The following is a 20172-nucleotide window of genomic DNA, read 5'->3' as shown; positions in this document are numbered from 1 at the left end:
GCCCTACTCTACCGTGCCCGGCATATGACGACGGACTCCCCTGAGGGAGAAGCGATCGAGCCGTCCGCGCGATTCGAGGCGATCCAGGTCCCTCTCCGCGAGCCGGCCCACGGCCTCCACGAAGTCTCCGCCGTGCTCGGCATTCCGGAGTGGTGGCCGACCGGCTCGCGCGTCGCGGTCGTCCTCGCTCACGGCTCCACGAGCGACCTCCACGACCCGCTGCTCGAGCACGTCCACCGCGAGCTCACGCTGCGCCGGTGCCTCACGCTCCGCTTCAACTTTCCCTTCGCCGAGGCGCGCAAGCGCGCGTCGTCCGACTCGCCCGAACGTCTCGACCACGCGTTCCGCGCGGCAATCGCGACGCTCGGACGCGACCCGTCGGCCGCGCCCGCCCATCTGTTCATCGGGGGCGTCGGACTCGGCGCGCGCGTCGCCGCGCGCCTCGCGACCGACCCGATCCGCGTCGACGGCCTGGTGCTGCTCAACTACCCGCTGCACCCGCGCGGCAAGCCCGAGCTCGCGGACGCGGAGGATCTCTACCGGATCATCTCGCCGATGCTCTTCGTGCAGGGCATGCGCGACCCGAGCTGCGACGTCGACCGGCTCCGCGATGCGCTCGTGCGCGTCGGTGCGCCGACGCGCCTGCAGGTCGTCGAGAGCGCCGACGCCGCGTTCAAGGTCACGAAGAAGTCGGGCATCGACCCGCGGGCGGTGCGGCACGCGGTGCTCGAGGCGATCGCGACCTGGCTCGAGGACCAGGTGGGCGCGCTCTGAGGACGCGTGCGGACGGGCGTGCGCGCGATGCCGACGCGCCCGCGCCCGGCGAAGAAGGCGCGCGCTGGCGCGGGACGATCGCGCTCGACGCCGTCGCCGGGCTGCGGGCGGGCGAGCTGCGGCGCATCGACGTGGCCGGGCGCCGGCTCTGCATCGGGCGGCGCGCGCAGGGGCTCTTCGCGGTCGACGACGCGTGCCCGCACGCGGGCGGGAGCCTCTCGGCGGGGCTGCTCGCGGGCAGCGAGCTGATCTGCCCCGAGCACGCGTGGGCCTTCGACGTCGACACGGGCGAGACGCCCGACGACGATCGCGTGCGCCTGCGCCGCTACGAGGTGCGCGTGTCGGCATCGGACGGGGAGCTCGAGCTCGTGTCGCGCGACGTCGCGGACGCGGGTGGAGAGAAGTAGGGGCGCGCGCGGCGCGCCCGACGCAGGCGGAGGGCCGACATGGCCGACGAGACCGATCTCTACTTCCGGCAGCTCGCGCTCGGCGAGATGGCGAACCTCGTCTACCTCGTCGGCTCGCGCTCGACGCGCGAGTGCGTCGTCGTCGACCCCGCCTGGAACATCGACGGCATCCTCGAGGTCGCGGACGAGGACGAGATGAAGCTCGTCGGCGCACTCGTCACGCACTACCACCAGGACCACATCGGGGGCTCGATCTTCGGCATGGAGATCGAGGGGCTCGCCGAGCTGCACGAGCGGCGCGCGGTGCCCGTGCACGTGAACAAGCACGAGGTCGAGGGGACGGCGAAGATCAGCGGGCTCTCGCCGCGCGACATCGTCGGCCACGAGGCGGGCGACGTGATCGAGCTCGGCGGCGTTCGCGTGCGCCTGCTCCACACGCCCGGGCACACGCCGGGCTCGCAGTGCTTCCTCGTCGAGGAGGCCGCGACGCCGGGCACGCTCGTCTCGGGCGACACGCTCTTCCTCGGGAGCTGCGGGCGCGTCGACCTCCCGGGCGCGAGCCCCGAGGACATGTACCGCTCGCTCAACGAGACGCTGAAGCGGCTGCCCGACGAGACCTGGCTCTTCCCCGGCCACCTCTACTCGCCCGAAGCGCACTCGACGATGGGCGAGCAGAAGCGCACGAACCCCTTCCTGCGCGTCGCGTCGCTCGAGCAGTTCCTCGGGTTCATGGGCGTCGACTGAGCGCGCGAAGGCCCCGGCGTGCAGCCGTCCGTTGCGCCGGAAGTCGGCGCGGCGGCGTTGAAAACCGCTCCCCCGGCGGCTAGCGTTCGCCCGCTTTTCGACGGCGCGCCACGCCCCCGGGCCGGCGCGCCGTTGTCTCGCCGTCGACCGGTGCGACGCCGTGCCGGTCGGCTCGACACGACACCCGAAGAACGAGTCCTCGCGACTGTCGGAGGCCCCTCCCCATGAAGGTCATGGTGTGCCTGAAGCAGGTCCCCCATTCGGATGCCAAGCTGGACATCGATGGGTCGGGAACCTGGATCAACGAGAGCAACATCAAGTTCGAGATCAACAGCTACGACACCTACGCGCTCGAAGAGGCGCTGCAGATCAAGGACAAGGCGGCGGACACGGAAGTCGTCGTCGTGTCGATCGGCCCCGACCGCGTGACGCAGGCGCTGCGCACGGCGCTCGGCATGGGCGCCGACCGCGGCATCCACGTGAAGGACGCCGATGCCGCCGCCTCGGACGCGCTCGGCGTGGCGAAGGTGCTCGCCGCGGTCGCCAAGGCCGAGAGCCCGGACCTCGTGTTCACGGGCCTCATGTCGGACGACTCGAACTTCTCGGCCGTGCCGCCCATGCTCGCCGAGCTGCTCGGCCTCCCGTCGGCCACGGGCGTGACGAAGTCGGAGCTGTCCGCGGGCTCGATCCGCTGCGAGCGCGAGCTCGAAGGCGGCGCGTTCGAGGTCGTCGACCTGCCGACGCCCGCGCTCGTCGCGATCCAGACCGGCGCCAACCAGGTCCGCTACGCGTCGCTCAAGGGCATCATGCAGGCGAAGAAGAAGCCGGTCGACGTCAAGACGGCGGGCGACCTCGGCGTGTCCGACCTCGGCGCGAAGGTGAAGATCGGGAAGATCTACTCGCCGCCGAAGGGCCAGGGCGCGACGATCCTCGAGGGCAACACGGAGCAGGTCGTCGCCGGCCTGGTCGGCAAGATCAAGGAGCTCGGGCTCCTCTAGCGGGGCCCGACCGGAGGACGAACTCGATGGGCACCATCCTCATCGTTGCGGAAGTGGCGAACGGCAAGATCCGCGAGGCGAGCTACGAGCTCATCACGCTCGCGGGCAAGATCGGCGGCGACGTGAAGAGCGTCGTCATCGGCAGCGGCGTCGGCGACGCCGCGAACGCGTTCGCGGGCAAGGGCGGCGGCGAGACCTACGTCGTCGACGACGCGGCCTTCGCCAACTACAACGTCGACCTGTGGAACGCCGCGATCCGCGCGGCCGTCGACGCCACGGGCGCCGACCTCGTGCTGCTCTCGAACACGCCGCAGGGCTGGGACGTCGCGCCGCGCATCGCGGCCGGCCTCGACGCCGCGTTCGTGTCCGACTGCTTCTCGATCGAGGCGGCGGGCGCGGGCTTCGCGTTCAAGCGCCGGATGTTCAACGGCAAGCTCGACGCCGAGCTCGCGTCGACGGGCGGCAAGGCCGTCGCGACCGTGCAGCCGGGCGCGTGCGCGGCCGCGGAGAGCGGCGCGGCGGGCTCGACGAAGCCGCTCGCGGTCGACGCCTCGGGCGCGCGCGCGAAGTTCGTCGAGATCAAGGTCGCCGAGTCGAAGGGCGTCGACCTCACGAAGGCCGAGATCATCGTCTCGGGCGGCCGCGGCGTCGGCGCGCCGGAGAAGTTCCCGGAAGTGATCCAGCCGCTCGCCGACGCGCTCGGCGGTGCGATGGGTGCGTCGCGCCCCGTCGTCGACGCCGGCTGGCTGCCGCACCCGTACCAGGTCGGCTCGTCGGGCCAGATCGTGTCGCCGAAGCTGTACATCGCGTGCGGCATCTCGGGCGCCATCCAGCACCTCGTCGGCATGAAGGGCTCGAACTACGTCATCGCGATCAACAAGGATCCCGACGCCCCGATCTTCGAGGTCGCCGACCTCGGCGTCGTCGGCGACCTGTTCGAGGTGGTGCCGGCGCTGACGGCCGCGGTGAAGACGGCGAAGGGCGCCTAGCCTCGAAGGCACGCGCGCGTCGCACGCGATGCGCGCGCGAGTGGACACGACGCGCCCGGGGCTCGCGCCCCGGGCGCGTTTCTCGTTGCCACGGCGACGCGGTTCGCCGCTATGCTCCCCCGCCACCAGGAGTCCGCATGCCCACGGTCGACACCTCGCAGTTCCGCAACGGCCTCAAGCTCGAGCTCGACGGTCAGCCGTTCGTCATCACGTACTTCCAGCACGTGAAGCCCGGCAAGGGCGGCGCGTTCGTGCGCACGAAGGTGAAGAACCTGATCAACGGCAAGGTGCTCGAGCGGACGTTCCGCTCCGGCGAGAAGGCCGAGGAGGCCAACGTCGAGGAGAGGACCATGCAGTACCTCTACCGCGACGGCGAGAACCTGGTGTTCATGGACACGCAGACGTACGACCAGATGCCCATCCCCGAGGCGGGCGTCGGCGACCACGTGCTGCTGCTCAAGGAGAACACCGAGGTCGACGTGCTCCTGTGGAACGGCAAGCCGGTGAACATCGAGCTGCCGCAGTTCGTGGAGCTGCTCGTGACGAAGAGCGATCCGGGCCTCAAGGGCGACACGAGCTCCGGCGCCACGAAGCCCGCCACCCTCGAGACCGGAGCCGAGATCCAGGTCCCCCTGTTCATCAAGGAAGGGGACGTCCTGCGCATCGACACGCGAACGGGTGCCTACACCGAGCGCGTCAGCAGCTGACCTCGCGCCCGCCGGCGGGGCGCCGAAGCGCGCGATCGTCCTGTCGGGCGGTGGCGCGCGCGGCGCCTACGAGGCGGGCGTGCTGCGTTTCATCGTCGAGGAGCTGCCGCGGCGCCACGACCTCCGCCCCGAGTTCGACATCGTCTGCGGCACGTCGGTGGGCGCCATCCACGCCTGCTTCCTCGCGGCGACGGCCGACGGCGGCGAGGAGCGCGGCGAGCGGCTCGCCCGCATCTGGGAGCACCTGCGCGTCGACGAGGTGTTCCGCGTCAAGGGCGCGGACGTGCTGTCGCTGCCGCGCCGCCTGCTCGGGCTGCGGCGCGTCGCCGAGCAGCTGCGCGCGGGCCAGCGCCCCGACCGCCTCTACGGACTGCTCGACACCGAGCCGCTCGAGAAGCTCGTGCTCGACGCGATCCCGTGGCGCGACATCCGCACCAACATCGAGGCCGGCCACGTCGAGGCCGTGTGCGTGGCCGCGACGCAGATCGCGACCGGTCGCTCGATCGTGTTCACGCAGCAGCGGGACCCGCTGCCGCCGTGGGCGAGCCTCGACACCTTCCACATGCAGCCGATCCGGCTCATGCCCGTGCACGCGCTGGCGTCCGCGGCGATCCCGGCGCTCTTCCCGGCCGTGCGCGTCGGCGCGCGCTACTACGCCGACGGCGGGCTGCGCCTCAACACGCCGCTCGCGCCGGCGATCCGCCTCGGCGCGAACCGCGTGCTCGTGATCGGCCTGTCGCACCCGCAGCCCGCGAAGGTCGCGGAGAGCCTCGCGCAGGAGCGCGTGCAGGGCTTCGGCAACCCGATGTTCCTGCTCGGCAAGATCCTGAACGCGCTCCTGCTCGCGCCGATCGAGACCGACCTGTCGCGGCTCAATCTCGTGAACTCGTTCATCGAGAGCGGCGTGCTCGCGTACGGGCCGGGCTTCCTCGACCGCATCAACGAGGAGTTCACGCGCCACGGGCGCCGCCCGCTGCAGCGCATCGACACCGTCGTCGTGCGCCCGACGCGCGACCTCGGCATGCTGGCGGGCGAGCTGCTGCAGGGGCGTCACGGCCCGTTCGAGCTGTCGCGCTTCCTCCGGTTCTTCTTCCGCACGTTCCGCTCCGGTCGCGACGCGCGCGAGGCCGACCTGCTCTCCTACCTGCTCTTCGACGCTCGTTATGCGCGCCTGCTGACCGACCTCGGCTACCAGGACGCGGCGGCGAAGGAGGACGAGCTCGTCGCGTTCTTCCGGGGGTAGGCGCGCGCCCGGACGCGCTCGCCTAGCTGTAGTCCTCGTCGAGCGACATCAGGAAGCGCACGAGCGCATCGACGTCGTCGTCGTCGAGCCGGATGGCGCGCAGCTCGGGCGCGCCGTTGCGCAGCTTGCCGCGCCGCGCGAGCTCGCCCGCCGCGTCGTAGAAACGGACGACGTCCTCGAGCGTCGCGCTCTGCCCGTCGTGGAAGTACGGCGCGGAGTGGCCGAGATCGCGGAGCCCCGGCGTCTTGAAGCGCGCGAGCGCCGTCGGCAGGAGCCGCGGCGCCGTGCACTCGCGCGCGATCCAGCGCGCGCGGACGCGCGCGCTTCGCTGCACGGACGCCGGCGCGTGCGCGAGCGCCTCGTCGCACAGCCGCGCGCCGAGGCGCTCCTGCGGCGCCGGGAAGTCGGGGTTCGCGAAGACGTTCCACAGCCCGAGGTCCGCGCGCAGCGGGCGACCGGCCTCCGGCACGCGACGGAACGGCTCGGCGGCGTCCGGGTGGAGCGGCGTCGCCGGCAGCCAGCGCGCCGGCTCGCGCTCGCGGCGGCGCAGGCTCGGAACGCGCAGGCGCGCGAACCGGCCGGCGCCGTGCACGGCGTCGTAGGCGGACTGCGAGACGCCGGTGTTGTGGAACGAGAAGTCGGTGAACTCGGGCGGCGCGTGGCAGGCGGCGCAGTTGCCGACACCGTCGCGGCCGGGGAGCGAACGCGTCGTCACGAACACCTGCAGCCCGCGCAGCTCGCGCGGCCCGAACACGAAGTCGCGGTCGTGGAACTCGAACGGCCCCGCGTCGACGAAGACCGGGCTCTCGAGCCGCTCGACCGCGAGCCGGAAGCGCCGCGCGAAGTCGTCGGGGCCCTCGCCCGGATCCGGCCGCGCCGGCAGGCCGTTGGCCGCGACGAACGCGTCGAACGGCGAGCCCACGAAGACGTCGTCGTCGTCGGTCGCGAACGAGAGCTGCAGCGCATAGGCGGCGATCAGGCGCGCGACCGCGGCGACGATCTCGCCGTCGCTCGCAGAGTCGACGTCGACGCGCAGCTCGGGCGGGAGCACGAGCTCGGGCGGCAGCGACGGGTCGGTGCCGGCGAGCACGCGCCGGTACGCGCCGCCGAACTCCTGCGCGAGCGCGCCGGTGCCGTCGTCCTCGCGGACGACGCGCGCGACGTGCGCGACCGCGTCCGCGGCCTCGCGCGGGAGCCAGCCGTAGTTGCGGCCGGTGAGCGTCCCGAACACGAGGCCTTCCATCGTCGCGAACTCGCCGTCGAAGTGGAGGTCGAGACCGCCCGGGCGCGGCCGCGACGCGCCGACGAGCGGCGGCGAGTTGCGCGGCGTCGCCGCGAGCCCGTCTTCGCGTGCGGGCACCGGGCTGCGGACCGCGAAGTCCGTGTAGGTCCGCATGCCCCCGCCCGGCGCGTCGAGCTGCTCGTCGACGAGGTGGCAGGCGCGACAGTTGATCGACTCGCCCGCGAAGGGCCCCGGCAGGTCGCCGTCCGGCGTGCGCGTCGTGTCGACGACCGGGTCGCCCGCGGCGAGCGGCGCGTTCACGTTCCCGCCCGCGTTCGCGGCGAAGAACTGGGCGAAGCGCGTCTCGAGGAAGAGGCGCTCGCCGAGCGCGACCGGCGCGGGGTCGGGCTCCTCCTCGGCCTCGTCCGCGCGAGCGGGCGCGGCGAGACAGGCGAGCACGGCGAGGGCGGAAGCCAGGAATCGGGGGCTCATCGGGGGTGTCCTCCACTGGGAATCCACCCCGATGATTCATGAACGAATCATTATCTTGCAAGTGAAATTCAATTTCATTTCTAGAACGCTCGGGCCGGATCGGCCCGCCCCGCGGCGGAGTGCGCCCGGGCCGCGCGTCCCGGAAGAGCTTCTACGCGTAGCGGCGGGCGGCGGCCTCGAGCTCGGCGCGCACCTCGTCGCGCAGCGCGGCCGGCTCGAGCACCTCGGCCCCGGCGCCGAACGAGAGCACCCAATTGCGGATCTCGGGCGTCCCGCCCACCTCCATCGCGAGCTCGACCCCGCCGTCGGGGAGCGCGCAGAGCTCCTGGCTCTCGTGCCAGCGGTGCTCCTCGACGTGGCTGCGCCACTGCTTGTCGAAGCGGATGCGCACGCGCGAGACGGGCTCGGAGATCACGCCGAAGGCGCTCGCCGTGAACGCCTCGAAGTCGAAGTCCGCCGCGACCTCGAAGCGCGCGTCGAGCAGGTCGATGGCCTCGATGCGGTTCACGGCGAAGGTGCGCAGCTCGCCCGACAGGTGGTCGTGGCCGACGACGTACAGGCCGCCGCTGCGGTACCAGACGCGGTACGGGTCGAGCTCGCGCTCGCGCACCTCGCCGGTGCGCCCCGTGCGGTAACGCATCGCGACGCGGCGATGCTCGAGCACGGCGTCGTTGAGCGCCTGGATCGTCTCGCGGAACTCCGCATAGCGTTTGTGCGGGCCGGGAAGCACGCGGAAGCTCTCGCCGAGGCGTTCGAGGTAGGCGACGAGCTGCGGCCCCATGCCCGCGCGGATCTTCGAGATCGCGGACTCCATCGAGTCGTGGAAGACCGTGCCCTCGAGCGTCGCGAGCAGGTCGGCGCCGAGGATCAGCGCCAGCACTTCGTCGTGCGTGAACGGCACGTCGCCGAGCCCGAACGTCTCGATGAAGCGGTAGTAGACGCGCCCGTCGCGCTTCTCGGACACGACGGGGAAGCCGGCGTACATGAGCGCGTCGAGGTCGCGGTAGACGGTGCGCCGCACGCAGCCGAGCGATTCCGCGAGCTCGTCGAGCCCGGCGCCGCCGCGGCTCTTCGCGAGCCGCTGGATGAGCTGCCACTGCCTCGCGAGCTGGTCGCCGCGCATGGCGGCCGAGCATAGTCCGCGGCCACGAGGCCGGCCGCCCTACCCGGCGATCGGCAGCACGCTCTGCGCCGTGCCCTTCGCGTCCGTCATCATGCCGAGCCGCATCCAGTGCTCCTGCGTGCGCTCGGTGATGAGGCCGAGTCGAAGCAGGTTCGGAACGACGGTGTGCATGAACGGCGGCGAGTTGAGCTGCGCGAAGTCGGGGAGCTTGGTGAAGCCCTCGACGATCAGCTCGGGCTGGAGGTCGTACTTCGGCGCGAGCAGGCGCAGCATGTCGAGCTGCTGGTTGGCGTTGAGCGTCTCGAGGATGCCGAACGCCCAGTCCTCCATCTGGTGCATCTCCTGCGTCGACGCGTCGCGCACGATGCGGCGCATGTTCAGCACGCCGAACGCCGCGTGGCGCGCCTCGTCGCCCTCGACGCGGAGCAGGATGTCGCTGAACAACGCACACCGGCTCTCGCGCCGGATCATGTCCATGATGCCGACGGCCATGCCCTCGAAGAGCGTCTGCATGCCGAGCACCTTGTACGACACGCCCTTCGCCTCGAGCAGGATGTCGAGGAGCGTCTTGAGCGTCGTGCCGATCGGGTAGAGCGTGCCCATCTTGCGCTGCAGGAACTTCGACAGCACCTCGATGTGGCGCGCCTCGTCGACCACCTGGCTCGCCGCGTAGAGCTTCTGGTCGATGTCCTCGCACAGGTTGGTGAGCTGGCCGCAGAGCTGGAGCGCGGCCTGCTCGCCGTGCAGCAGCTGCGAGATCGTGTACGCGACCTCGTCGAAGGCGGCCGCCTTCTGCGTCGCCTCGTCCTTGCCCATCATCTTGCAGAGCTGCGCGAGCGCGGACGCCTCCGGGTTCATGATCCAGTCGTCGGCCGAGACGCGCGCGTCCCAGTCGACGTCGGTCTCCGCGTTCCACTGCCCCGCCTTGCCCTTCTCGTAGAGGCGCCGCAGCTCCTCGACCTCGGGCGCGTAGCTCCACGTCCAGTGGAGCGTGAGCGGGACGTCGACGTCGACGTGCTCGCGCACCCGCGCGATGGCGCCCTCGTCGACGACGTCGACGACTTCGAAGGCGCCGAGCTGGTGGCGATGGGCGGCGAGGATCTTGTCCATGACGGTCTCCCGGTGGCGGTCGGCGCCGCGCGCCGCCGCGTTCGATCTCGCTATGCGACGCCCGACGCGTCGCGAAGCAGGGCGCGGAGGAAGAAGGCGCGCTGCTCGTCGCGGCGGCGCGCGACGGCCTGCGCCGAGAACAGCGACTCGCCGAGCACGGCCTCGCCGAGCTCGCCCGAGGCGAAGTGGAAGACGGCAGCGCCGATCAGCGTCTGCGTCGCGTCGACGACCGACACGTCGCGGAACTCGCCGGTCGCGATGCCGTCGCGCACGAGCTGCTGGAAGGCGCCGATCATCGCGGCGAGGATCGCGTCGCCCGCCGCGGCCTCCGGCGGAGCGGCGTCGGTCGCGAACGGATGCGCCTCGAAGAGGCTCCGGAGGAGGAGCGGCGCGGAGGTCGGGTGCTCGGCCAGCGCGTCGACGAGCGCGTCGCTCGCGGCGGCGAGCCGGCCCGCCGCCCCCGCGTCGCGCGAGAGCGCCGGCATCACGCCCGCGGCGATCCGCGCGAGCACGTGCTCGACCACCTCGAAGTAGAGCGCCGGCTTCGTCGCGAAGTGATGGAAGAGCGACGACTTCCCGAGCCCGGCGTGCTGCGCGACCTCGCGCATGCCGACGCCCGCATAGCCGCTGCGCGCGAACAGGGCCTCGGCGACGTCGAGGATCTTCTCGCGCGAGCTCGGTGCGGACGCGGCGGGCCTGGGCACGGACGGACACCTCGGGACGGCTTCGAACGCGGGTGGGCGCCGACCGATCGGTCGGACGGCGGCGCGCAACGTAGTCGACCGATCGGTCGGTGTCGAGCACGGCTTGACGCGCGCGGACTCGGCCGCGCGAACCCGATCGTCGCGGCGGGGTCGAAGCGCGCCGGGGGGAAGCCGCGCCCGGTGCCGATCCGCAGCCACGTCCGGCCCGCGCGCACAGGCGCGCGGCGACGCCGCCACCGCCGTCCGGAATCGTGCCGCGACGCCGGGTTGCGCCGGCGAAGCGCGCTATGGTGCGCGCTCGCTGCGGCTCGGCTCCGCCCGGGGGCGAGCGCCTCGATCTTCCCTGACTCCGAGATCCCCTCGATGCCCCTGCCCCGCCACGCGGCGCGCGTCGCGCCCCCGTCCGCCCGCGCCGCCGCGCCGCGCGTGCGCGCGCTGGCCCGCGCGCTGCTCGGCGCCGCGGCCCTGCTCGCGGCGGCGCCGGCCTCCGCCGCCGATCCCGGGGTCGCCTACCGCGTCGAGCGCTTCGTCGTCGAGTACGAGGCCGGGCTCGCGGAGGGCGCGAGCCTCCCGCCGGTCGCGAGCTACGTGCCGCTCCCGGTCGAGCTCGCGGAGCTCCCCACCGGTCTCGCGGCTCCCGAGGACGCGCCGGGCGGCGCGCCCGTCCGCACGGTCGAGATCGGCTACGGCACGGATGCCGGCACCTATCACGCGAGCGCCGTCGCCGCGATCGCGCGCGCGCTGCTCGCACGCGTGCAGCAGGAAGGCTTCGTCGGCGTCTTCGTGCGCCCGCACCGCGAGGACGTCGACCTCCACACCGAGGCCGACCTCCGCCTCGACCGCGACGGGCCGATGCGCCTCGTCGTGTCGATCGGACGCGTGAGCGAGCTGCGCACGGTGGCCGCCGGCGACCGCGTCTCCGAGGAGTGGCGCATCGACAACCCCGCGCACCGCGCGATCCGCCTGCGCTCGCCCATCCAGCCCTCCGCCTTCGTCACCGAGGGCACGAGCGACGTGATCCGCAAGGACGTCCTCGAGGACTACCTGTTCCGCGTGAACCGCCACCCGGGCCGCCGCGTCGAGGCCGTGCTCGCCGGCGCGCGCGACGGCGAGGGCATCGCGCTCGACCTGCGCGTGAACGAGGCCAAGCCGTGGTTCGTGTACGCGCAGACGTCCGACACGGGCAGCGAGCGCACGGACGAGTGGCAGCACCGGCTCGGCGCCGTCCACCGCCAGCTCACGGGCCGCGACGACATCCTGAGCATCGCCTACACGAACGCGGGCCTCGACGCGGTCAACGCGATCGACGTGTCGTACGAGGCGCCGTGGTTCGGCTCGGAACGCCCGGCCTGGCTGCGCTCGCGCGCCGACGACGAGTCGCTCACGCGCTGGATCCCGCGCGACTGGGTGCCGTGGTGGGGAAGTGACTCGCTGCGCTGGCGGCTCGCGGCCTCGTACGGCTCGTTCAACGCGTTCGACGTCGGCGGCATCGACGACATCCGCAGCGACGAGTGGAGTGCAGACGGCCGCCTCACCTGGCAGGCCTTCCAGCACCACGACTTGTTCGTCGACCTCTTCGTCGGCCTCGGTCTGCGCGACGTCGACGTCGACAATCGCGTGAGCGCGACCGTCGCGCACGAGTTCTTCGTGCTGCCGCGCGTGGGCGCCGAGCTCGAGAAGATCGACGAGGTGTCCACGCTGCGCGCGTCCGTCGACTTCGAGACCAACGTCTCTGGCATCGCGGCGAAGGACCTCGACAACCTCGGCCGCCGCAATGCCGAAGGGCACTGGAAGGTCCTGCACTACGACGCGGGCCTGAGCCAGTACCTCGAGCCCCTGCTCTTCCCCGAAGACTGGAAGGACCCGTCGTCGCCGAGCACGTCGACGCTCTCGCACGAGGTCGCGCTCGGCATCCGCGGCCAGTACGCCTTCGGCGACCGGCTCGTCGCGCAGGCATCGCAGGTGGCGGGCGGGCTGTTCAGCGTGCGCGGCTACGAGCAGAGCGTCGCGTCGGGCGACGACGTCGTGATCGGCTCGTTCGAGTACCGCTTCCACGTGCCGCGCGCGCTGCCCATCCAGCGCGAGCCGCTGCGCGTGCCGTTCCTCGGCGACTTCCGCGCCACGCCGCAGATGGTGTACGGCCGGCCGGACTGGGACCTCGTGCTGAAGGCGTTCGTCGACTACGGCCTCACCCACCGCAACAGGATCCCCACGCGCAACGCGAGCTCAGCCGCGGCGACGACCAACGCCTCCGAGACGGACGATACGCTCGTCGGCGCGGGGCTCGGCCTCGAGCTCCAGTTCAAGAGCAACTTCACGGCCCGCGCGGAGTGGGGCCACGCGCTCACGGGCGCCGGCTCGGACGACACGCGCGTGCGCGCGGGCCACGACGAGTTCCACTTCCTGTTCAGCGTGCTCTACTGACGATGGCCGCGGGCCATCGAAGGCCGGACGGAGCCCCGATGACGCGAACCACTCCGCTCACGCGATCCCTGGCCCGGCTGCTCGTCGGCGCGATGCTCGTGCCGCAGGCCGCGCTCGCCGGCCCGGCGGGCGAGCGCGTCGTGCGCGGCAACGTGACGGTCACGCGCAGCGGCGCCGACACGACGGTGCGCGCGAGCAATCGCTCGATCATCGAGTGGACCGACTTCGACATCGCCGCCGGCGAGAGCGTCGAGTTCGTGCAGCCGAACGCGCGCGCGCGCGTCCTGAACCGCGTCACCGGGCCCGACTCGACGGAGATCGAGGGCGCGCTCCGCGCGAACGGTGCCGTCTACATCATCAACCCCTACGGAATCTCGTTCGGCGGCGGGTACGTCGACGTCGGCCAGCTCGTCGCGGCCGCGGGGAACCTCGGCGACGCGGACTTCGTCGCCGGCATCGACCGCTTCACCGGCCTCACGGGACGCGTCGAGAACTTCGGGACGATCGAGGCGGGCACCGTCGCATTGCTCGGAGCGAGCGTCGCGAACCACGGCACGATCACCGTGCCGAACGGGCGCATCTGGATGCTCGCGGGCGACGAGGTGATCGTCGCCGAGCACGGGAGCCCCGTCGTCGTGCGCGTCGCCGCGCCCGACGCGGCCGCGCAGACCGCCTACGCCGTCGAGAACACGGGCACGCTCGACGCCGGCCGCCGCGGCGCGGTGCGCCTGGCCGCGGGCGACCTGCTCTCGCTCGCCATCCACAACGCCGGCACGGTGCGCGCGCGCGAGATCGCGCTCGAAGGCGGCGAGGGAAGCCGCGTGCAGGTGGGCGGCGTGCTCGACGCCTCGAACGCGACGGGCGGGCCGGTGCGCGACGGCGGCACGATCGAGATCCGCGGCGACCAGGTGTTCGTCGACGGCGCCGTGCTCGACGCGTCGGGGCGCCGCGGCGGCGGCGCGATCCACGTCGGCGGCGACGTGCAGGGCGCGCTCGCCGACGGCAGCGACGCGCGCAACGCGCAGCTGACGTACGTGAGCGACGACTCGACGCTGCGCGCCGACGCGCTCGTCACGGGCGACGGCGGCGAGGTCGTCGTGTGGTCGGACGGCGTCGCGGTCGCGAACGGCGCGATCTCTGCGCGCGGCGGCGAGCGCGGCGGCGACGGCGGCTTCGTCGAGACCTCGGGCAAGCAGTGGCTCTCGGTCGCGGGCACGCCCGACCTCGGCGCCGCGAACGGCAGGGGCGGCGAGTGGCTGCTCGACCCGGCGAACATCGACGTCGTCGCGGCGAAGACGGTCCCGAACGGCGACGCGCGCGATCTCACCGACGAGCTCGACGACCTCGCCAACGCGCTCTTCATCACGGGGACGCCGATCATCCTGCCCGAGGCCGCGAGCTCGGAGATCGAGGTCGCGTCGCTGCGCACGGCGCTCGCGCGCGGCATCGACGTCACGCTCTCGACCGAGTACCTGAACGCGCGCAGCGAGCGCAGCTCGACCGAGGAGGGGAACATCACGTTCCAGACGGGGCTCGACTTCGCGAGCGAGGTCGTCGTCCCCGAGACGCAGTCGACGCTCACGCTGCGCGCGGCGAACCAGATCGTCGTCGACGGCGCGATCACCGACGCGACCAACGCGAACCTCTCGCTCACGCTCGACTTCGAGTCCGGCGACGCCGACCAGCCGCAGCTCGCGGGGGCCGACTTCGCGAGCGACCCGCTGAACGAGAGCCTGCACCTGAACGCCGGGCTCGACGTGAAGGGCCAGGTGCTGCTGCGCGGCGCGCGCGTGAACGCGGCGATGGGCGTCGGCATCTCCGGCCTCGCCATCACCGTCGACGCGCGCGACGCGATCTCCGTCGGCGACCTCACCGCGAACGGCGGCATCGTGCGGCTCGACTCCGCGAACGGCGGCATCACCGTCGACGGCAACGTCGCGACCGGCGGCGACTCGTTCATCGCCAACGCGGTCCGCGGCGACCTCGCCGTGACCGGCGACATCGACACGCGCATCGATCCGCTCGACCTCGAGAGCGGCGGCGGCAACGTCGAGCTGCTCGCGACGGCGGCCTACGAGCTCGACGACAAGGGCGACCCGATCCCGCCCGACGGCGTGACCGTGCTCGAGGCGCAGGGCGGCGACGTGACGCTCTCCGGCGCGACCCTCGACGCGGGCGGCGGCGTCGCGATCGAGGCGGGCCACGACCTCGTCGTCTCGAATGCGATCACGACGACGGGCGGCGGCGTCGCGATCACGATCTCCGACAACCCCGAGACGGCCGAGATCGACAAGGTCAGCCACCCGTTCGTGACGGGCGGGCAGACCGCGACGATCTCCGGCCCCATCACCACGAACGGCGGCTCCGTGAGCATCCGCTCGACCGCCGCGCTCGAGACCGACCGCGACATCGCGGTCGACCTCGCGCTCTCGGGCGACATCGACACGCGCGCGACGACGCCGCTCGACCCGGCCTCCGACGGCGACGTCACGATCGAGATCTCGGGCGACGTCGACGTCGCGGCGACCGTCGACATCACGGGTGCGAACGTGCAGGTGTCGGCCGGCCTCGGCGGCGCGGGCGACCTCACGTTCGGCACCGGCACGACGATCACCGCCGAGAACGCGCTCGTCGAGGCCGGCGACGGCTACTCGCGCGCCATCCTGTTCGTCGACGCCGACAACGACCTCGTGAACGACAACGCGGACGAGGACGCGATCCGCAACGACAGCCTGGGCTCGCAGATCGCGTTCGGCGGCCTCGACATCCAGGCGAGCGAGTCGGTCACGATCCTCCAGGACGCGTCGCTCGCGGCGGGCACGCTCGGCGCGAGCGCGCTCGACCTGACGGGCGTCGCGCAGACGAGCCTCCAGGCGCGCGACGGCACGCTCGCGCTCGACGCGACCGACGTCGCGAAGCTCGCGTCGGGCACGGGCACCGAGCTCGTGCTCGGCGGCGCGACCGACGTCGACCTGCAGGCCGCACTCGAGGCCGAGAACGTCACGATCGCGCTCGCCGAGCAGTTCACCATCGACCAGGCCTTCGCCGACATGGCCGCGGGCGCCGCGACGCGCGAGCTGCACGTGATCGCCGGAACGCAGGGTGCGGCCTCCGACGGCGAGCTCTTCGAGGCCGTGACCGGCACGCTCGCGATCGCGGACGGCGTCGCGATGCGGGCGAGCGATTCGGCCGGTGCATCGCTCGCGCTCGAGCTGCACGGCGGCGCGAACGGCGCCGGCCACCTCGTCGTCGGCGACGGCGTGTCGCTCACCGCGAACGACATCCGGCTGCGCGCGGGCGACGGCGCCGGCACGGGCACCGAGGAGCAGGTGGGCGGCGTCGCCGTCCCGTCCGAGGTGCGCTTCGACGACACGACGACGCTCGCGCTCCAGGGCGACGGCAGCGACGTGCGCTTCGAGATCCGCCAGGACGCCGACATCGACGCCACGACCGCGACCGCCCTGCCCGCGGTCGCCGACCCGGGCGGCGCGCTCACGACGACCTACTCGTTGCGCTCGGACGACGGCGACGTCGCGCTCGGCGACGCGGTCGCGCCCGTGCTGCAGGACACGCGACTCGTGCTCGCGGCGAACGGCTTCGACCTCGCGGGCCTCACCTCCGCGCTGCGCGTCGAGACGCTCGACCTCGGCGGCATCGGCAGCCTGCGCGTCGACCAGCCCCTGCTCGACGCGTTCTCGTTCACGGTCGACACGGAGTCGGAGACGACGCTGCGCGCCGGCCTCGGCGGCGTCGGCACGCTCAGCTTCGCGAACGGCACCGTCGTGCGCGGCGACCGGCTCGTGCGGCTCTCGGCCTCGGACGGCATCGGCGGCAGCACGGTCGCGAGCGTGACGCCGACGGGCGCCCGCTTCCAGAAGGCGTCGGATGCGACGGCCGCGCCCGACGTCTTCGTGCTCGAGCAGGACGCCGGCTTCACGGACGCGAAGATCGTGCCGCGCACGGCGTTCGGCGACGGCTCGTCGTCGGCGACGGCCACGCCGGGCACGTACGGCCTGCGCGCGATCGACGGCGCGATCTCGCTCGCGCGCGTGCCGACGCAGCTCGCGAGCGCGAAGCTCGTGCTCGCGGGCGAGGCGGTCGTGATCGACGTCGCGAACGACGACCTCGAGCTCGACTCCGCGGTCGCCGGACAGCCGATCGAGATCCGCGCCGACTTCGTGACGCTCTCGGCGGGCGGCTCGACGGCCGCCAACGACTTCGCCGTGATGCCGGGCGACGTCGCGATCTACGGACACGACACGGTGGAGGGCGGCGTCGACGACGGCGACCTCGAGGTCGCGGCGGCGCCGCGCTTCGCCGCGCGCGAGATCACGGTGCGACAGGACTCGGACGTCACCGGCGCGAACCTGCCGACGCCGCCGACGGACGGCATGGCGATGCAGCTCGCGCCCGACCCCGACGAGCGCGACGCGACGCTCCTCCACGTCTTCGCCGAGGAGGACGCCGGCATCGCGCTCGACGACGAAGCCAAGCTCCGGGATCTCGACGTCTCGATCCGGCTGTTCGACTTCGACGAGGACGTCCCGCGCAGCGTCGCGTTCGCCGACGGCGTCGCGTTCCAGCTCCACAGCCTCGACCTCAGCGTGCCGGGCGCGCTCGACTGGAGCGGCCTCGTGCTCGACCTGACCGCCACCGAGAGCGTGCGCATCGAGAGCGGCACGTCCGGCGTCGCGAACGGCGACCTGCTCTTCGGCGCCGGCTCGCAGATCACCGCGCGCGCGCTCGACCTGATCGCCGGGCTCGGGAGCGGTGCGACGATCGACGTCGCGAGCGCGAGCGACCTCGCGCGCATCGACGCGTCGCCGCTCGCGGTGACGCTGCGCATCGATCCGTCGAATACCGACCCGACCGCGACCACGAGTCTCGTCTTCGACTCGGATGCGACGGTCGACGGGCTCGGAATCACGGCCGCCACGACGGGAACCGAGACGAGCCTCCTGCCGACGCTGACGACGATGGCGCCCGCGACCTCGATCGACACGATCTTCGTGCGCAGCCGGCGCGGCAACGCGTTCGTCGACATCGCGGACGTGGCGCTCGCGGACGTGCTCGACGTGCGCGCCGGCACGAACTCGGTCGACGGCATCGAGTCGACGGAGGTCGGCATCGCGCGCCTCGAAGCGACGATGGGCGACCTCGACCTCGCCGGCGACTTCGACCGGGTCTTCCTGCAGGCGCGCGAGATCGAGCTCGCGGCGAGCAACGCCGGCGACGAGATCCTCGCCGACAGCGACGACGTGATCCTGCGCGGGACGACCGCCGCGACGCCGCTGCGCGTCCAGCTCGAGCAGCACGACGCCTTCGACCTCACTCCCGGCCACGGGTCGATCGTGCGCGCCGAGCAGATCACCGGCCGCGGCGGTTCGGCGCTCGGCCTCGACTACCGCCTGATCCAGGAGACCGGCGGCTTCGCGGTCACGGGCGCCGTCGCCGACCAGCTCGCGGGCTTCGACCTCACGCTCGAGACGCGCGAGACGAACGCGGCGCTGGGCGGCATCTCGATCGACCCGACCGCCGACACGGCGACCTCCCCGCGCTTCTACGGCTTCCACGCGAAGACGGCGGGCGGCGTGATCGCGATCGACGCCGCGAACTTCCGCACGCTCGCCGACCAGTCCTACGAGGGCGCCGTGCGCATCGACCAGGACACGCGGCTCAGCGCCTCGAGCATCCGCTTCGCGGACACGGTCCAGGGCGCGACGGACGGCGGTCAGAGCCTCGAGCTCGACGTCGTCGACAAGCTCCACCTCGTGAAGGGCGTCGGCAACGACGGCCTCGTCGCCGGCCCGACCGCGATGAACCGCCTCCGCGACCTGACGGTGAACTTCGTCGGCGGCGTCGGCGAGCTCGAGCTCGGCTCGTCGGCCGACCCGTCGCAGGACGTGTTCGGCGCGGGCTCCGTCGCGACGGCGCTCGCGAACACCGACACGGTCGCGATCGACCTCGCGGGCGACCTGCTCGTGCGCTCGGTCGACGCCGTCGACTTCGCGGCCGGAACGACCACGCCCGCGTCGCGCAAGCCGGTCGCGCGCACGGCGACGATCTACCAGCGCGGCCGCGGCACGCTCGCGATCCGCACCGACGGGAACGTCTCGCTCGGCGACTACGACCCGAACCCCGCCACGCTCGCGAAGGACGCGGTGCTCGCGTCGGGCGAGAAGCTCACCGTCGCAGGCACGCTCGACATCGACGCGCTCGGCGACGTCGCGGTGGGCGACCTCACGGCCGACTCGATCCAGATCGACGCCGCGAACCTGATCGTGCTGCGGCGCCCCGCCGCCTCGGTGCGCCGCTCGAACGGGAGCTTCGAGCCGGACGGGGGCGTCGACTGGGTCGCGAACGACTTCCAGCTCGCGACGACCGGCGCGACCGGAGCGCTCGCGCAGCTCGGGCGCGGCAACCGCCTCGTGATCGGCTCGTCCGCCGGCCGCCCCGCGATCGACGGCGTCCCGCTCGACGCCCCGCTCTTCGAGGTGAACCCCAACGACAGCGCGCTCGGTCCCCGGCAGCTCTTCTACGACGCCGACCCCGCCGACCTCGACGTGGCGCCGCTCGTGCTCGACGGCCGCCCGGCCGGCCCGTCGACCACCGACCTCACCGAGGCGCTCGCCGAGGCGCCGGCGCGGCCCGAGTCGCGCGCGTCGCTCGCGACGCCCGCGATCGAGCCGGACGCCTTCGCCGAGATCGGGATCGCGACGCGCGAGGCGACGGCGGGCGAGCTCGTGTCGCGCACGCGCGCGAGCGCGATCTTCGACGACGCCTCGCGCGGCTGGCGCAGCGACCGCGAGGTCGCACGGCTCACGGCGGCGCGACTCGACCTGCACAACGCGCAGGAGGCGATGCGGCTGTTCGAGGATCTCTTCGGGGCCGACCTGCACAACGCGCCGGAGCTGCGCGCGACGCTCGGCGCCGCCGTCTCCGACTTCCGCAGCCAGACGGGCGCGCGCCGCGTGCTCGGCTTCGAGCTGCGGCGCTTCCTGAAGAACCGCCCCAGCACGCAGTTCGACGCCTACCAGACGCTCGAGGCGCTCGACCGGCTCTTCTCGGCGCATCGCCGCACGGGGCTCGTGCCGGGCGAGTACGGGCCCGTGCAGCGCGCCTGGGTCGAGGCGATCACGCCCGACGGCATCACGCCCGACGAGCTCGCGGAGGCGATCCACCCCTCGCGCTACGTCCGCGGGAGCGACGTGCTCGACATCTTCGGAAGCTAAGGT

At 72.8% G+C, this 20172-nt stretch carries 13 protein-coding genes; 9 read left to right on the top strand and 4 right to left on the bottom strand.

The window, feature by feature from the left end; translation table 11 throughout:
• Positions 1-132: 132 nt before the first annotated feature.
• From R3E88_06670 to R3E88_06640, 7 genes are all read left to right on the top strand, one after another.
• Complete coding sequence (locus tag R3E88_06670) at positions 133-774, top strand: alpha/beta family hydrolase (GenBank protein ID MEZ4216142.1); 642 nt, start codon at positions 133-135, stop codon at positions 772-774.
• Positions 744-1181, top strand: coding sequence for a Rieske 2Fe-2S domain-containing protein (locus R3E88_06665; GenBank protein MEZ4216141.1), 438 nt, complete (start codon positions 744-746; stop codon positions 1179-1181). The genes R3E88_06670 and R3E88_06665 overlap by 31 nt, the downstream gene beginning before the upstream one ends.
• Positions 1182-1220: 39 nt before the next feature.
• The gene (locus R3E88_06660) at positions 1221-1925 is read left to right on the top strand and encodes an MBL fold metallo-hydrolase (GenBank protein MEZ4216140.1); all 705 of its coding nucleotides are present in this window, start codon (positions 1221-1223) and stop codon (positions 1923-1925) included.
• A gap of 224 nt (positions 1926-2149) precedes the next feature.
• Positions 2150-2923, top strand: coding sequence for an electron transfer flavoprotein subunit beta/FixA family protein (locus R3E88_06655; GenBank protein MEZ4216139.1), 774 nt, complete (start codon positions 2150-2152; stop codon positions 2921-2923).
• A 26-nt stretch (positions 2924-2949) separates the two neighbouring features.
• Positions 2950-3912 (top strand): electron transfer flavoprotein subunit alpha/FixB family protein, encoded by a 963-nt coding sequence (locus tag R3E88_06650; protein MEZ4216138.1) that lies wholly within the window; start codon positions 2950-2952, stop codon positions 3910-3912.
• 137 nt (positions 3913-4049) lie between these two features.
• The gene (gene efp, locus R3E88_06645) at positions 4050-4619 is read left to right on the top strand and encodes an elongation factor P (GenBank protein ID MEZ4216137.1); all 570 of its coding nucleotides are present in this window, start codon (positions 4050-4052) and stop codon (positions 4617-4619) included.
• Positions 4591-5862, top strand: a complete 1272-nt coding sequence (locus R3E88_06640) for a patatin-like phospholipase family protein (protein MEZ4216136.1) — start codon at positions 4591-4593, stop codon at positions 5860-5862. The genes efp and R3E88_06640 overlap by 29 nt, the downstream gene beginning before the upstream one ends.
• Positions 5863-5884: 22 nt before the next feature.
• Here R3E88_06640 and R3E88_06635 read toward each other — a convergent pair whose 3' ends face one another.
• The 4 genes from R3E88_06635 to R3E88_06620 form a co-directional block, all read right to left on the bottom strand.
• Positions 5885-7576 (bottom strand): hypothetical protein, encoded by a 1692-nt coding sequence (locus R3E88_06635; protein MEZ4216135.1) that lies wholly within the window; start codon positions 7574-7576, stop codon positions 5885-5887.
• Positions 7577-7727: 151 nt separating this feature from the next.
• Positions 7728-8699 (bottom strand): WYL domain-containing protein, encoded by a 972-nt coding sequence (locus tag R3E88_06630; protein MEZ4216134.1) that lies wholly within the window; start codon positions 8697-8699, stop codon positions 7728-7730.
• A 39-nt stretch (positions 8700-8738) separates the two neighbouring features.
• On the bottom strand, positions 8739-9809 hold the full coding sequence (locus tag R3E88_06625; protein ID MEZ4216133.1) for a ferritin-like domain-containing protein: 1071 nt from the start codon (positions 9807-9809) through the stop codon (positions 8739-8741).
• A 50-nt stretch (positions 9810-9859) separates the two neighbouring features.
• Complete coding sequence (locus R3E88_06620) at positions 9860-10513, bottom strand: TetR/AcrR family transcriptional regulator (protein ID MEZ4216132.1); 654 nt, start codon at positions 10511-10513, stop codon at positions 9860-9862.
• Positions 10514-10876: 363 nt separating this feature from the next.
• Between R3E88_06620 and R3E88_06615 the strand changes: the two genes are divergently transcribed.
• The gene (locus R3E88_06615) at positions 10877-12937 is read left to right on the top strand and encodes a hypothetical protein (GenBank protein MEZ4216131.1); all 2061 of its coding nucleotides are present in this window, start codon (positions 10877-10879) and stop codon (positions 12935-12937) included.
• A 38-nt stretch (positions 12938-12975) separates the two neighbouring features.
• Positions 12976-20169, top strand: a complete 7194-nt coding sequence (locus R3E88_06610) for a filamentous hemagglutinin N-terminal domain-containing protein (protein MEZ4216130.1) — start codon at positions 12976-12978, stop codon at positions 20167-20169.
• Positions 20170-20172: the final 3 nt, after the last annotated feature.

This window comes from Myxococcota bacterium, from assembly GCA_041389495.1.
Taxonomy (GTDB): domain Bacteria; phylum Myxococcota_A; class UBA9160; order UBA9160; family UBA4427; genus JAWKRT01.
Note: the sequence above shows the minus strand (reverse complement) of the source record. Positions and strands in the feature narration are given on the sequence as shown.